Source organism: Streptomyces sp. NPDC060366, assembly GCF_042725135.1.
Taxonomy (GTDB): Bacteria; Actinomycetota; Actinomycetes; order Streptomycetales; family Streptomycetaceae; genus Streptomyces.
In genome coordinates this window covers 166,908-182,014 of sequence record NZ_JBHXDC010000011.1, presented here as the reverse complement: position 1 = coordinate 182,014, position 15,107 = coordinate 166,908, and the positions used below count along the sequence as shown (strand labels likewise).

Here is a 15,107-nt window from a genome sequence, read left to right as displayed (position 1 = left end):
CGACTACTTCGCCGCCGGGAGCGTGAAGTCGGTGATGTTGCGCAGGATGTTGCCGAAGCCCTCGTTGGCGTACAGGGTCGGGCTGACCTTGTCGGTCCGCAGGCCGATGGCTCCCGGGCGGGTGACCAGCGGCAGCATCTCGGCGTTGGTGTCGACGCGGTCGCACACCTCCCGCAGGGTCTGCTCGCGCGCGTCGCCCGCGGGCTGGGCGGAGGCGCTGTCGATCAGCTTGTCGAGTTGTTTGTCGTCGCCGATGAAGCCGGCGGAGAAGCCCGCCACGACGGGGTTCCACCAGCGGGAGACCATGGAGGCGTCCACGTAGCCGGCGAACCAGCCGATCGCCAGGTCGAAGTCGGCCTTCGGGGCGAAGATCCGCTCGCCGTAGGTGGAGTCGTCCAGCTTCTCGATCTTGACGGTGACGCCGGCCGCGGCGTACTGCTGCTGGATCACCTGGGCTATCTGTCCGAGGGCCGGTTCGGAGGTGTAGACGGCGAGACGGAGCGTCAGATCGTCGGCTCCGGCGGCCTTGAGCGCGGCTTTCGCGTCGGCCGCGGCGCGGGCGGCGGGCAGTTCCTCCGGGTCGCAGGCGCCGGGCAGCACCACCGGTGTGACACCGGTCGGCTTCGCCTGGCCGCCGAGGGCGACGTCGGCGATCTGCTGCCGGTCCAGGGCGCTGTTGAGAGCGAAGCGGATCTTCTGGTCCGCCAGCGGGGATTTCGGATTCTGGGAGTTCTGGATGAGGTAGTAGAAGTCACTGTTGTTCTGATTGACGACCTTCGCGTTCCGCGTTCCGCTCAACTGGTCGATGGAATCGACATTGTTGAAGAAGGAGAATCCGGAAGTCCCATTGCGTACCGCGGCGAGACGCGCGGCCTCCTGCGGCACGATATCGATCCTGAGTTCCTGGACATCGACCCGGTCCGCGTCATGGTATTCCGTGTTCTTCGCGAAGATCCAACTGCGATCCTGCTGGTGCTCCTTCACGGTGAACGGTCCGGAGCCGAGCATCTCCTTCGTGAGATCGAGGGAGCCGTCCTCGATCTCCTTCATCGGCAGGACCGCGGCCGGGGTGTTGGCGAGCGCGGCGAGGAACGGCGTGTAGGGCTTGGAGAGTTCGACCGTCACCTCGTCGGCCGCGGTGGCCTTCACCGACTTCACCGGGCCGAGCTGGCCCACGTACGGGCCCTTGGAGTCCAGCAGCCGGCGCAGGCTGCCCGCCGCGTCCTCGCCGGTGACGGCGCGGCCGTTGGAGAAGGTGGCGCCTTCGCGGAGCGTGAAGACGTACGTGGTGGGAGTGGGCTGCTCCCACGAACGGGCCAGCAGCGGCTTGATCTCGAAACCGGGGCCGATGGTGACCAGCGGTTCGTAGACGAGCGAGCCGAGCATCCAGGAACGGGCGCTGGAGGCCGTCTGCGGATTCAGTCCGTCCGCTTCGACGGAGTCGTAGTCGAGTTGGACGGTGAGCGTGCCGCGGCCGGTGAGGCTGTCGTCGGCGACGGTGAGGAAGCCCGGCTTCTCCTGGGCGCCCGCCCGGTCCTGCTCGCCCTGGGGGGCGGGGGACGAGCAGGAAACCAGGGCGGCTGACAGAACGACAGAACACGCGATGATCGCACTTCTTCGCACGTGGTTCCCTCCTTGTACGAGCCTTGTACGAGACAAGTGCCGGATCGTTCCGGCGTGAATGGGAAGCTACGTCGTCCGAAATTCGGTTGTCAATGGATCGAGGTGAATTATTCCGATGCGTTGTCCGGCTTCTCCGAGGCCCCTGAATACGGGCACGGGTCTTTCCGGGCGACGGTATTTCGTCGTCCGGAAAGACCCGTGGTGCAGGAGCGTCAGAGGCCGGTCGAAGCGCGGGTGTTGAGGCTGATCGGAAGGGACCTGACCGTGCCGCGCGGCGAGCGGCCGGCCAGGATTTCACAGAGGAGGCGCGCGCATTCCGCGCCCATGTCACGGGGTCGCAGATCGATCGCCGTGATCGGGGGGTCCGAGAGACGCATGGTGGTGCTGTCGACGCACGAGGCGAGGAGCAGGTCCTTGCCGACCGTGCGGCCCGCAGCCCGGATCTCGGGAAGCACGGTCACGGCGGCGCCGTCGGCGGCGCAGACGATGGCGTCGGTCTCCGGGGACCCGGCGAGCATCCGGGCCACCTCCGCCCGCAGCACCTCGGGGGACGAGCCGAAGGGCGCCTTGTGAACCGTGTCGGGCAGCCCGTTGCGTACGCACCACCGGCGGTAGGTCTCGAGCACCGTCGCGGCCCACTCCGCGGTGCTGTCGGAGGCGAGTAAGGCGGGCCGGGCGGCCCCCGCGTCCCGGAGGTGGTCGAGCAGTTCGACCGTGGTGGTCTCGTGGTCGGACCAGACCACCCCGGTGGACTCCTTGTCGCCGACGTAGCGCTCGGCGGTCACCACCGGCAGCCCCGAGTTCATCAGGGCCTCGACGACCGGGTCCCCGGCCATCGGGTCGCACAGGACGAGGCCGTCCACCTGGGGCAGCGCCCCGCGGTGCGGCAGATGGCCGGAGGAGATCATCGTGACGTTGAGGCTGGCCCGTGTCGCCTGTTCGATCACCCCGAACACGAACGACATGTAGTACTCGGCGCTCGTCAGGAATTCCGGGATGTGCAGTGCGATGGTCTCGGTCACCGACGTACGCAGCGAACGCGCGTTCCTGTTGGGCGAGTAGCCGAGTCGCAGGGCCGCCGCCTCGACCGCGTCACGGGTCGCGCCGGAGACCCGGCCGTGGCCGCGCAGCGCGTCCGACGCGGTGGTCTTGGAGACCGCCGCCTCGCGCGCCACGTCGGCGATGGTGGGCGGCGGGGTGTCGTCGGGGCGGAGCCCGGCGGGGCCTTTGGAGCCGGTGGGCCAGCCGGCCGCGTCCGGGGAGCCGGACGTGTTCGGTGTCGTACGGGGCATCCGGTTCACCATCCGTGGGTCAGGGTGTCGTCGAGCGCGGCGGCGAACCGGTCCGCGCTCTCGCGGGTCAGACAGAGCGGAGGCTTGATCTTCAGGACACACAGCCGGTCCGAGGTGGGCTGTACGACGACGCCCAGTTCGCGCAGCCGTTCGCAGATCGCAGCGGTCTCCTCGGCGGCAGGCTCCAGCGTCTGGCGGTCCCTGACGAATTCCACCCCGAGATAGAGCCCCGTCCCGTGCACCGCGCCGATCAGCGGATGCCGGCCGGCGAGCTCAAGAAGCCGGTCGCGCAGATGGCCGCCCACGATCCGGGCGTTCTCCTGGAGCCCTTCGTCCCGCAGGGCGTCGAGCACGGTGAGCCCGACGACCGAGCTGACCGGGCTGCCGCCGGCCGAGGAGAAGAAATAGCCCTGGGAGCGGTAGGTGTCGGCGATCTCCTTGCTGGTGATCACCGCGCCCAGCGGGTGCCCGTTGCCCATCGCCTTGGCGACGGTGACGATGTCCGGTACGACGCCCTGCTGCTCGAAGCCCCAGAAGTGCGAGCCGAGCCGCCCGTATCCGACCTGTACCTCGTCGGCGACGCACAGACCGCCCGCCGCGCGGGTCGCCTCGTACACCTGCCGGAGATAGCCGTCGGGCAGGGCCATGCCTCCGGCGTTGCCGTAGTACGGCTCGCAGATGAACGCGGCGGGAGGGCGCCCCGACCGGGCCAGCTCCCTGATCGAGTCGGCCGCGAGCGGGCCGTACCGCTCGGCGTCCGGACCGCGATGGCTGCCCCGGTAGGAGTTCGGCGCGGGCAGCACGTGCACCCAGTCGGGGCGCGAGGCGAGCGCGCCGGGATTGTCGGCGATCGAGGTCGATACGGCGTCGGAGGCGTAAGTCCAGCCGTGGTACGCCTCCCCCACCGCGACGACGTCCTGTCGTCCGGCGGCCGCCCAGGCCAGGCGCAGCGCCAGATCCACCGCCTCCGAGCCGCTGTTGACGAGGAAGACGGTGTCCAGGCCGTCCGGCAGCAGGCCCGCCAGCCGCTCAGAGAGGCTGACGACGGACTCGTAGTGGAAACGCGAATTGGTGTTGAGGCGCTGCCACTGCTGGTGCACCGCCTCGCTCAGGCCGGGATGGCCGTGCCCGAGAATGGTCACGTTGTTGAGCATGTCCAGATAGCAGCGGCCCTCGGTGTCGACGAGGTGCTCCCGCCAGCCGCGCTCGACACGTGGCGGAGCGTCGAAGTAGTGCTCCTGTACGGCGGCGAAGGAGCGGTCACGGCGCTCCAGGAGGCTCGCGGCGGCCGGGCCCGATTCGGTGCGGGCGGCGGGGACGCCGGGGACGACCGGCTCGAAGAGCGCGGCGGGATCGGGGCACACCGTCAGCCAGCCGTCGGCCAGGTCCGGCGGGACCGTGCGCGGAGCGGGCCGGTCCGCCAGCCGGGAGAGCTGGAGGTGCGCGGCGGCACCGTCGAAATGCGGGACGACGGTGCCGAGCGGCGCCCCGGCCGGGACGGTGTGACCGCCCGCGGAGTGCGCGGTACCGGCGCTGCCCCCCTCCGCCTCCGCATCGAGGCCCTCGATGGCGTCGAGGCCGTCGATGCCGTCCAGCACCAGGGACCATCCGTCTTCGGTGTACAGCGTCACCCCGTCCGGGGAGTGCCGCACCAGCGATCCGGCCCACGGCGCCCGGAGCGCCGTCGGGACCGCGACACGCAACTCGGTCCCGAGCGCCAGGGTCGCGGCGTCCGGTTCGCCCGGCCTCGACCGGGTCAGCCGGTACTCGCCGTGCCGGGTCCGTACGGCCGTACGGTTGTGCTCCAACGCCCCTGCGGCCAGGGCGTCTTCGGCACCGGCGTCCAGCCAGCGGCCCTCGTGGAGAGCGGTGCTGGAGACCGAGAGGTCCAGCGTCTCAATGCCGCCCGCCAGGTCCGGCAGGAGCGGGTGCTCGGCCACCGGCGGACCGGGCGGCGCGAAGTGGCCGACGGCGGAACGCAGTTGGGCCGCCATCACCTCGGCGGGGACCGAGACGGCCGCCTCGAACATCGCCCACTCGCGGTCCAGCGCGGTTTCCGCGTACTCGTTGCCGGGGTCCTGGAGGACGTCGTACTGGCCGCTCACCACCAGGACCGCGGTCCGCAGGACGACCAGCGGCCACAGCGCGTCCACCTCCGGCCCGGCCGGCGGGCGGACCGCGTGGAACGCCCGCACAGCGGGCAGCACCGACGCCGGGGTGGAGCCGTGGTGGTGCAGGACGGACGCGCAGGCGACGGCGAGTTCGGCCACGGCCCAGCCGTGCCCCAGGTCGCCGAAGTCGATGACACCGACGGGCATGGGCCGCCCGTCCGGCCCCGGCTCGCACACGACGTTGTTGTCGGTGAGGTCGCCGTGGATCACCTGGACCGGCAGCCCGGCCTCAAGGGATCGCAGCCGCGCGTGAGCCGCGCGGGCCTCGCGCACCACGCGTTCGGCACGCGCCGTGTCGGTCATGAACGGGGCCAGTGCCTCCACGACGTCCGCCGCGTTGCGCAGGTCCCACAGCCGGGGGCGGTCCGTGTCCGGCATGTCGAGGCCGGCCAGGGAAGCGGTCGTACGTCCGGCGAGTTCACCCAGCCGGGCGACGACGCGTGGGGCGAGGTAGCGGCTGTCCATGATCGGCTCGCCGGGTACGTAGTCGAAGAGCCGGCAGTGCAGCGCCACGCCGTCGACGGTGATCCGCTGCACGAAGTCGCCGTCGACGCCGGCCCGCGCTCGGGGCAGCCGGAGAGTGGGATCGGCGGTGGCGAGATGCTCGGCCGCCGTCACCTGGGCGCGCAGGGTGGCGGGGGCGGTCACGGGGTTCGCCACCTTCAGGACATGGTCACCGCCCGACTCCGTGCGTACCCGGTAGTTGCGGTCCTGCTGGCTGCCGAGATCGCGGGCCGCCCCCCGTACGCCGAACCGCTCCCACAACGCGGCCGCCACCGCCGCGTCATCGACGGCAACCATGGCGGGCACCCGCCAGTCCGCGGCCGAGAACCCCATTCTGCTCCCCCTCCGAGGGCCGGAACCGGTCTCGCGGAATGCGTGCCGGATCGTTCCGGCGCAATGTAGCCAGGGGAATTGCCCATGTCAACGGCGGAGGCGCACGCCCGGTGACTTCCGGTGTGCGCCGCCATGGGCGGGTGGACCCCGGGACCGGGGTCCACCCGCCCATGGCCCGGCCGGTTCGGCCGTTACGCCGCTCAGCAGTGGAAGAAGACGCTCTTCCAGCCGAAGGCGCCCCGGCTCTCCTGGCTGCCGCGGAAGGTGGTGTGCACCTTCCCCCGGCAGCCTTCCTCGTTGTACATCGCGGCGGTTTGGCCGGTGTACGTGAAGCGGTAGGCCGCCCTGTGGCCGGGGTCGATCTCGTTGCAGCCGCAGGCGAAGACCTCTCGGGCGCTCCCGGTGTTCTGCGGTCCCGACCAGCTGAGGAAGCTGCTCGCGATGGCCGTGCCCGAGCCGAGGACGAGGGCTCCGGCCAGCATCGTGGCGCTGACGGCGGTACGAAGTGCGTGGCGCTTGCGCATGGGGTTCCTGTTCGGTTTCGTGTCTGTCGTCGGATGTTGCGCGGTGCCGCGTTCTGCGATGTCGCGTCGCGATGTCACGTTGCGCGGTGTCGCGTTGGGCCGCGGGCGGCGCCGCCCTCGGCGTTCTCGCGATTCACCATTCCGGCCGGCGCTGTCGTCCCGGTCACGTCTCGGTCACTCCGCGGCTCACACGTCGGTCGGCCCGTGAACCTCGTGCGCGATCCCGAGCGCCAGGGCGATGCTGTCCTCGGCCGTCGCACCCCGCTGCCACGCGCCGGTGTATGCCTCGGCCCCCATGTGCTCCCGCACGACGGCGCGGGTACGGGCGTGGAGTGCGCCGAAGGGACCGAGTTCGGTGATCCTGGCGCCCGTCACCTGGCGGTAGCGGTGTGCCGCCCCGAGGACGACGGCCGCCCGGTCGTGGTGTCCGAGGGCGCCGAGCGTCCAGGCCAGGGTCTCCAGGCTCCAGGCCGGGCCCCAGTTGTCGTCGAGGGCACGCTGCCGTACGAGTGCGTCGCACAGCGGCGCGAGCCCTCGGCGCGGCTCTCCGTGCAGCAGTTCGGTCAGTCCGGTGCACCACTGGGCCCAGCTCCGTGCCCACTCGGCTCCCGCGTTCTCCGCCTCGGCGACATAGGTGTCGCAGGCGAAGCGGGCTTCGGCGCGGTCTCCCAGGAACACCGCTGCCATCGCCCAGAACATGGTGGCCATGTGCGCGTCCCCGGCCTGTCCGGCCGCGATGAACTCACCTCGGGCATGGGCGAGTTGAGCGATGGAGGCCGGATCGCCGGGCACCAGCAGCGCGTACACGCCCTCGATGTAGACGACCGGCGCGGGTCGTCCCGGGGCCTCGGGCGCGACCGCCCGGCACTCGGCGAGGTGGGCCTCGGCCGCCGAATGGTCCCCCTGGACGATCGCGACGAACGCTTTCATGACCGGCACCATCACCGTCAGCTCGCCGAGGCCCGGATCGACCAGCGGAGAGAGGCTGTCGATCCAGTGGCGGGCCTCGCCGAGTGTGCTGCCGAAGAACCAGCAGCGCGTCCGCGTCAGGTCCACGACGATGGCCGCGCCGGTCGGCGCGAGGCCGGGACGCACCCGGCAGAAGTCGAGCGCGGAGCGGATGTTGGGCAGTTCCCGGCGCAGCCGCTCCAGCCAGCCGGCCTCGTCGGGCCCGCACCATTCGGCGGCGGCGCGGGCGGTGAGTTCCCGGTAGTACTCGCAGTGCCGGACGAGCAGTCCGGTCGAACTGCCCGCCGTCCGAAGGCGGTCCGTACCGTACTGGCGGATGGTCTCCAGCAGGCGGTAGCGGGTGGCGCCGCAGGGCCGGCCGGGTGACCCGGCGGGCTCGACCGTCACCACGGACTTGTGGACGAGGGCGTCGATCAGATCCAGTACGTCCTCCCGTGCGATGCTCTCCCCCGCCTCGCGGGACTCCGGCGGGCTTGCCTCGTCCGCGCAGACGGCTTCCGCGGCCCGGAGGTCGAAGCAGCCGACGAAGACCGACAGGCGGGCCCAGAGCAGTCGTTCTCCCGGCGTGCACAGACCGTGGCTCCAGTCCATGACGCCGCGCAGGGTCTGGAGGTAGCGGCCGGGAGCGAGCACCGGCACCCGGCCCGCCGCCTTTCCGGGCACACGTCCCGGTCCTGATGTGCCGGGCGCCGCGGGCCACCCGGCCGCACCGGGCGAGGCGTGCGCCAGGTGGCGTGGGGCGGTCAGCAGACGGAAGCGGTCCTCCAGCCGTTCCAGGACCTCCTCCACGCTCAGTGAACCCAGCCGCACCGCGGCCAGTTCGATGGCCAGGGGGATGCCGTCCAGACGCCGGCACAACTCTGCCGCGGACGCGCCGTACCCCTCGCCCGTCCGCCGCGCGACCGCGCAGGCGGCGGCCCGGTCGTACAGCAGACGTACGGCCTCGCACGCGCCGCCGCCGCGCTCATCACGGAGCGTCAGACAGGGCACCAGCAGGAGGTGTTCGCCCGGTACGCCCAGCCTCTCGCGGCTGGTGGCGAGCACCCGCAGGTCCGGCGCGGCCCGCAGCAGCCGCAGCACAAGGGTGGCCGCGGCGTCCACCAGGTGCTCGCAGTTGTCCAGTACGAGCAGCAGACGGCGCGCGCGCAGGTGGTCCGCCACCGCGTCGGTCGCGGACCGGGTGGACTGGTCGCGCAGCCCCAGCGACTCGGCGACGGCCCGTTCCACCAGCGCCGGATCGGTGACCGCCGCGAGATCGACGAGCCACGCTCCGTCGGGGAAGGCGGATGCCACCCGTCGCGCGGTGCGCAGCGCGAGCCGGGTCTTGCCGACCCCGCCCACGCCGGTGAACGTGACCAGCCGGGACAGCCCCAACAGCCGTTCCGCCTCGGCGAGTTCCTTCTGACGCCCGATGAACGACGTGGTCTCGGCGGGCAGGTTCCCGCCCCGGCCCGGACCGGCTGCTGCCGGTGCTGCCGGTTGTACCGGTTCTGTTGGCGAACGGGGCACGGCAGGGGCGAGGTCCGGCGCCGCCGTGAGCATCCGCTGGTGCAGGGTCTTGAGTTCGACGCCCGGATCGACACCCAGTTCCTCGGCGAGCAGCGCGCTGATCTCGCGGAAACTCGCCAGCGCTTCGCCCTGTCGGCCGCACTGGTACAGCGCGAGCATCCGCTGGGCCCAGAAGCGTTCGCGCAACGGGTGGAGCCGGGTCAGCCTGCGCAGTTCCGGGAGCGCGTCCGCGGGCCGCCCGCGACGGATCGCGGCGTCGATCCAGGACTCCTCGGCGGCCAGCCGCTGTTCGCACAGGACGGGTACGACGTCCCGGAACCGTTCCGGCTCCAGATCGGCCAGCGGCTCCCCCCGCCACAGCGCGAGCGCTTCGCCGAGCAGTTCCAGCGCCCGCTCGGGCCTGTCGGCGTCGAGCGCGGCCACACCTTCGCGGGTGAGGGAGGTGAACCGGTGCGTGTCCAGCCGGTGCCCGCCCTCCGCGTCGAGCGCGTACCCGCGCCGGTCCGTCCGTACGACCTCCGGCCCGAGGGCCCGGCGCAGCCGCAGGACATAGTTCTGCACGGTGTTCCTGGCCCCTGGCGGCGGACACTCCCCCCACAACCGGTCCACGAGCGCGTCGACCGGGACGACACGTCCGGCGTCGAGGAGCAACGCGGCGAGGAGCGTGCGCGGTTGGGCGGCGCCGAGGCTCACACGCCGTCCGTCGCGCGTGACGACGAGCGGCCCCAGGATCCCGAACTCGTACTGTGCGTTCATCGGGGCGAGAGTAGAACGTACAGTGATCGCCGCGCTACTTGGCGTTACGCAGGCGCGCTCGGCCCGGCGCTCGGCACGTGCTCGGCCCGGTGCTCAGCCGGTGAGGCGGAGCAGGAGGAGCGCGGCGTCGTCGTCCAGCGGCCGCCGGGTGTGGGCGGCGAGCGCGCCGCGCAGGGCCGCGAGGTCATGGTCGAGGTCGTCGTGGTCGAGACGGCGAACGGTTTCGGGGAGCTCGAAGAACGCGCCGTCGGTGTCGCGGGCCTCGGTGGTGCCGTCGGTGTAGAACAGCAGCCGGTCTCCGGGCCCCAGCCGCACCGAGCAGGTGCCCGAGCCGTCGAGAAAGTGCTTGCTCAGAACCCGGGGCAGGCCCAGGGGCGGGCCCGGTACATCGGGCTCCGCCGGCACGACGGTCCCGTCCACCCGGCGCACCAGCGGTGGCGGATGCCCGAAGTTCAGCATGGTCACCGTCCCGTCCTCCGTGCAGTCGGCCAGAACGGCCGTGACGAACTTCTCGGAGAGTTCGCGGCTCCTCAGGGCGTTCTCGATGTGCCGTGCCACCTCCTGGAGACTGTCGGCCCCCAGCACCCTGACGCGGAAGGCCGTCAGGACCGTGACCGCCGTCTGTACCGCTGTCAGCCCTTTGCCCTGCACGTCTCCGACGATCAGACGGATTCCTCCCCCGGTCAGGGGGATGGCCTCATAGAGGTCCCCGCCGATCCGCGCCCCCACGGCCGCGGAGGTGTAGGAGACCGCCATTTCGATCGGACCGCTGGTCCGGGGCACCGGACCGAGAATCGCCGCCTGGGCGACGTCGGCGACCGCCCGCACATCCACGAGTTCACGCATGGTCCTGCGCTGCTTCTCCACCGCCCGGACGCGCACGACCGAGGCGTAGCCGGCGACCAGCGCGACGAAGGCCACGGAGCCGAGCGCGACCATCCCGCGACCGGGCGCCAGGGTTTCGTCCGCGACGACCACACCCGCGCACACGACGATGGCGAGCGCGCCCACGAAGGCGACGGCGCGCGGTCGGCTCGTGGCGGCGGCCAGAGCGGGGGGCGCGGCGAGCAGGGACAGCAGGACGGCGGACTGTGCCAGTACGTCGACGAGCACGACCGTCGCGATCAGCGCGTGCGGCACCATCTCCGCGATGCGCGTGGTGTGCACGCGGCGCCCGGAGGTCACGGGAACCTCCACGCCTCACGACGGTTGTCGCCGGGCGTACGGGGACCCCGAGCCGACTCCTTCACGCGGGGACTCATCTCCTTGGCTCCTTCGGGACCGGCATCGAATGGAGCACCCACCCTTAAAAGTATTGATCCGGGCGAGCGTTTTATCAGCTTTCGTCCATTATTGAACAACTCCGGAGCCGTGGGTACCGCTCTCCGCCACAGCCCGCCTCGACCGGTGTCATCGGTCACGACATCGCGGGTGACCGAGAGCTTCCACGTGGCGACGCGGCGTTCCCGGCGCTCCCGGCAGGGCCTCAGCAGGCGCGTGTCGCCGTTGGGACATGTCCCACCTGTGCCACCGGAATTCAGTGACACCCATCCGACGCCACAGGAGTCTGTGCAGCAGGTGAACTCCTCACCTCGCACAACGGAAGGCATGGCACCAGATGAGACGGATCCGCCTTGTGGCGGCCATATCGGCGGGACTGACTCTGGCCGCCGGCGCGGTGGCGCCGGTGTCGGCCACCACCAACGGAGTACGGGAGAAGCCGGCGGCGAGCGGCGGGGCCGCGGCGGGCAGTGTCTCCGTACGCCTCATCACCGGCGACCGGGTCACTCTCAGCGGTGGTGGCGAGGGTGGCCAGGTCGTCTCGGTCGAGCCGGGAAAGGGCCGTAAAGGAATCATCTTCCGGACTCTTGAGGAGGACGGTCGACTGACGGTCCTGCCCTCCGACGCCGGAGAGCTGGTCTCCGCCGGGCGTCTGGACAAGAAGCTGTTCGACGTGACCGCGCTCGTCGCGCAACGCTACGACGAGGCCCATACCGCCGGACTCCCGCTGATCGTGGCGGGCGCCGACGGAGTCGCGGACTCCGCCGTGCGGCGCCTCACCGCCCTCGCCGAAGACGGTTCTCCCGGCCGGCGCCTGGACAGCATCGACGCCCGGTCGGTCCGTGTCTCCTCCGACGACCTCGGAGCGTTCTGGAAGCGGCTCGCGCCCACCGGGCCGTCGATGAACGCCGCCGCCGTCACCGCCACGCCCCGGGTGTGGCTGGACGGGCGCGTGAGCGCGTCCCTGGACCGCAGCACCGCCCAGATCGGGGCCCCCGACGTATGGAAGGCCGGTCTGCGCGGTGAGCGCGTCAAGGTGGCCGTCCTGGACACCGGCGCCGATCGGACCCACCCCGACCTGGCGGGCCGGATAGCCTCGGCCGAGGACTTCTCCGGCAGCTCCGGAACGGGCGACGCGTTCGGACACGGTACGCATGTGGCCTCGATCGTCGGCGGGAGCGGCCAGGCGTCGGGCGGCACCCGTCAAGGAGTCGCCCCCGCCGCCGAGTTGATGATCGGGAAGGTACTCGGCGACGACGGTTTCGGCAGCGAGTCGCAGGTCATCGCCGGGATGGAATGGGCCGCGGCGCAGGGGGCCGAGGTCGTCAACATGAGCCTGGGCTCGGACGCGCCGAGCGACGGCAGCGACCCCATGAGCCTCGCGCTGAACGAGTTGAGCGAGAGCAGTGACGCGCTGTTCGTCGTGGCCGCGGGCAACAGCGGCCCGGGAACGGGGACGATCGGCTCCCCCGGCGCCGCGGATGCCGCGCTCACCGTCGGAGCGGTGGACCGGGACGATTCGCTGGCCCCGTTCTCCAGCCGTGGTCCCCGGGCGGGGGACGACGGTGTCAAGCCCGATGTGACGGCCCCCGGCGTCGGGATCGTGGCGGCCCGCGCCGCGGGCACCGCCATGGGCGATCCGGTGGACGACAGCTATGTGGCGGCATCGGGGACGTCGATGGCCACGCCCCATGTGGCGGGAGCCGCGGCTCTGCTCGCCCAGCGCCACCCAGAGTGGTCGGCCGCGCGGATCAAGGACGCGCTGATCAGCACGGCCCGTACCGTCGCCGGCCAGCTGGTGACCGAACAGGGCGGTGGCCGTATCGACCTGGCCGCCGCCGCGCTCGGTCCGGTGACCGCCACCGGCACCGTCGCGCTCGGCCCGTTCGAGACCGGTACGGGTGAGTCCCGTACCGGAACGCTGCGCTACACCAACACCTCGGAGAACGAGGTCACGCTCTCGCTCGGTCTGAAGCTGGCCACCACCGGCGGCCGGGAGCCCGCGGCCGGCGCTGTGCGCCTGGGCGCCGACTCGGTACGCGTCGGGCCCGGCTCGACGGCCGAGGTGCCGCTCACCGTGGACCCCGCCCGCGCGGCGCAGGGCGACTACTACGGCTACGTGACCGCGACTCCGTCGGACGGTCCGGCCGTCCACACCACGGTGAGCCTGGTCGTGCAGGGCCCCACCCACAAGCTCACCGTCAGGACGTACGACCACGAGGGCAAGCGCGTCCAGGCGCTGCCGACGATCTGGGGCGCCAACGGATTCGTGGGGTACACCGATCCCGAATCCGCCGTGGCCGAGGTCGAGGAGGGCACCTACCAACTCGACTACTCCACCCTGGACACGGCCGGTGACGGACAGGAGTTGCGTCATGTCGTCCTGCCCGAGGTGAAGGTCACCAAGGACATGCCCGTCACCCTCGACGCGCGCCGTACGACGCTGGTCGACATCCGCACCCCGCGCCCCGCCGAGCAGCAGGGCATCCTCAGCTACCAGACGTACCGGAAGATCGACGGGCACGGCCTGATCCAGGGCACCATGTACTTCGACCTCGCGAAGCGCCTGTACGTCAGCCCCACCCCCGCCGTCACCGACGGCACATTCGAGTTCGCCTCCCGCTGGCAGCTCAGCGCGCCGCTCCTGGAGACGGAGGTGCCGGGCACCGAACTCGACCTGAACGCCTACTACATGCCCACCTCGCCCCTGTTCGACGAGCGCGGCGCGCGGCTCACCGCCGTCGACGCGGGCGACGCGAAGGCCCCCCAGTTCGGCAGGGCGCGCGGCAAGCTCGCGGTCGTCACCAACGAGGAGGGGGAGGACGAGGGCGAACTCGCCGAGAAGGCGGCGGCGGCCGGCGCCCGTGGTCTGATGCTCGTCCACTTCGGCGACATCGCCTGGACCCGCTGGCGGCCGGACGGCGAACGCCGGGCCCTGCCCACCGTGCGGATCGGCGCGAAGGTGGGCGCCGAGTTGCTGAAGCGGATCGGCAAGCGCTCCACGGAGGTGCGGTTCACCGGCACGGCGCGCAGCCCGTACCTCTACGACGTCATGCAGGTGTCCTCGCAGCGGATTCCCGACCGTGTGGTGCACACGGTGTCGGAGCGCAACAGCGCGGTCGTGCGCACCTCGTACGCCGACAACGGCGGATCACCGTGGGCGGCCGAACAGCGTTTCGCGCGGCGGCCGTACCAGGACGCGGCGTGGCTCCAGTACACCCGCCATGTGCCGACCGGCTTCGAACGCACCGAGTACGTCAGTGCGGGCGACACCAGCTGGCAGCATCTGGTGCACCACCAGACCACCTTCGACGTCGACACGCCGCTGAACGTGGGGATGCGGGACACGCCACGCACCTACCGGCCGGGTGAGCGCGCGTCCGAGGTGTGGCAGGGGGCCCTGGTCCGGCCGTCCATTCCGCGCGGTACGGAGAACCCATCGGTCCGCGCGGGGAACGTGCTGTCGCTGCGGATCCCGGAGTTCACCGACTCGACGGCCGGGCACTGGTCGCGGCTGCTCGTCGGTGGCGGCGGGATCGGCACCTCCGGTCACGCGCGGACCGGTCAGCCGGGGGACAGCGCGGCGGCCGTGCTGTACCGCGACGGAAAGAAGACCGCCGAGGCCGACAGCGCCTGGACGGACTTCACCGTGCCGTCCGGCGCGGCGGACTACCGGCTGGAACTGACGACGTCGCGGGTCTCCCCCGAGTGGGCGTTCGGGACGGCGACCGAGACGTCGTGGTCGTTCCGCTCAGGGGCCGCGAGCGGGACGGCGGCGCTGCCGCTGCTCCAACTCGACTACGACGTACCCGTCGACGCGCGCAACTCGGTCGGTCCCGGCCGGTCCCACTCCGTGGGGCTGACCGTCCGCGCCCAGGACGGACTGGCCGCACCGCGCGGTGCGAGCGTCGAGGTCGAGGCGAGTTACGACGACGGCGACAGCTGGGAGCGTGCCACGGTGCGGAGCCGCGGCTCCAACACCTTCTCGGCGAAGGTCGACGGACCGAAGCGGCAACGGGACGACGCGTACGTCACGTTGCGTGTCACCGCGAAGGACTCCGCGGGCAACCGTGTGCGGCAGACCGTCGAACGCGCGTATCTCCACCGCGGATAGCGGGGAGTCGTCGCGCACCGGTGGGCGGACG

7 protein-coding genes are annotated in these 15,107 nt (G+C 71.6%); 1 reads left to right on the top strand and 6 read right to left on the bottom strand.

Going from position 1 to position 15,107, the window contains the following annotated elements; all coding sequences use genetic code 11:
- Window positions 1–3 precede the first annotated feature (3 nt).
- The 6 genes from ACFWHU_RS25690 to ACFWHU_RS25665 form a co-directional block, all read right to left on the bottom strand.
- Window positions 4–1,623 carry an ABC transporter substrate-binding protein gene (locus tag ACFWHU_RS25690; protein WP_387227484.1) on the bottom strand — a complete coding sequence of 540 codons (1,620 nt, stop codon included), beginning with the start codon at window positions 1,621–1,623 and terminating at the stop codon, window positions 4–6.
- Window positions 1,624–1,835: 212 nt separating this feature from the next.
- Window positions 1,836–2,915 (bottom strand): LacI family DNA-binding transcriptional regulator, encoded by a 1,080-nt coding sequence (locus tag ACFWHU_RS25685; RefSeq protein WP_387227482.1) that lies wholly within the window; start codon window positions 2,913–2,915, stop codon window positions 1,836–1,838.
- Window positions 2,916–2,920: 5 nt separating this feature from the next.
- Window positions 2,921–5,887, bottom strand: a complete 2,967-nt coding sequence (locus ACFWHU_RS25680; protein WP_387227480.1) for an aminotransferase — start codon at window positions 5,885–5,887, stop codon at window positions 2,921–2,923.
- Window positions 5,888–6,123: 236 nt separating this feature from the next.
- Window positions 6,124–6,447, bottom strand: coding sequence for a MiAMP1 family antimicrobial peptide (locus ACFWHU_RS25675; protein ID WP_385802788.1), 324 nt, complete (start codon window positions 6,445–6,447; stop codon window positions 6,124–6,126).
- A gap of 186 nt (window positions 6,448–6,633) precedes the next feature.
- Window positions 6,634–9,681 (bottom strand): BTAD domain-containing putative transcriptional regulator, encoded by a 3,048-nt coding sequence (locus ACFWHU_RS25670; RefSeq protein WP_387227476.1) that lies wholly within the window; start codon window positions 9,679–9,681, stop codon window positions 6,634–6,636.
- A gap of 93 nt (window positions 9,682–9,774) precedes the next feature.
- Window positions 9,775–10,866 (bottom strand): PP2C family protein-serine/threonine phosphatase, encoded by a 1,092-nt coding sequence (locus ACFWHU_RS25665; protein WP_385802791.1) that lies wholly within the window; start codon window positions 10,864–10,866, stop codon window positions 9,775–9,777.
- 433 nt (window positions 10,867–11,299) lie between these two features.
- On the opposite strand from ACFWHU_RS25665, the gene ACFWHU_RS25660 reads away from it, so the two are divergent.
- Window positions 11,300–15,076: a S8 family serine peptidase gene (locus ACFWHU_RS25660; protein WP_387227474.1), complete on the top strand. Its 3,777-nt coding sequence runs from the start codon at window positions 11,300–11,302 to the stop codon at window positions 15,074–15,076.
- The last annotated feature ends 31 nt before the right edge of the window (window positions 15,077–15,107 follow it).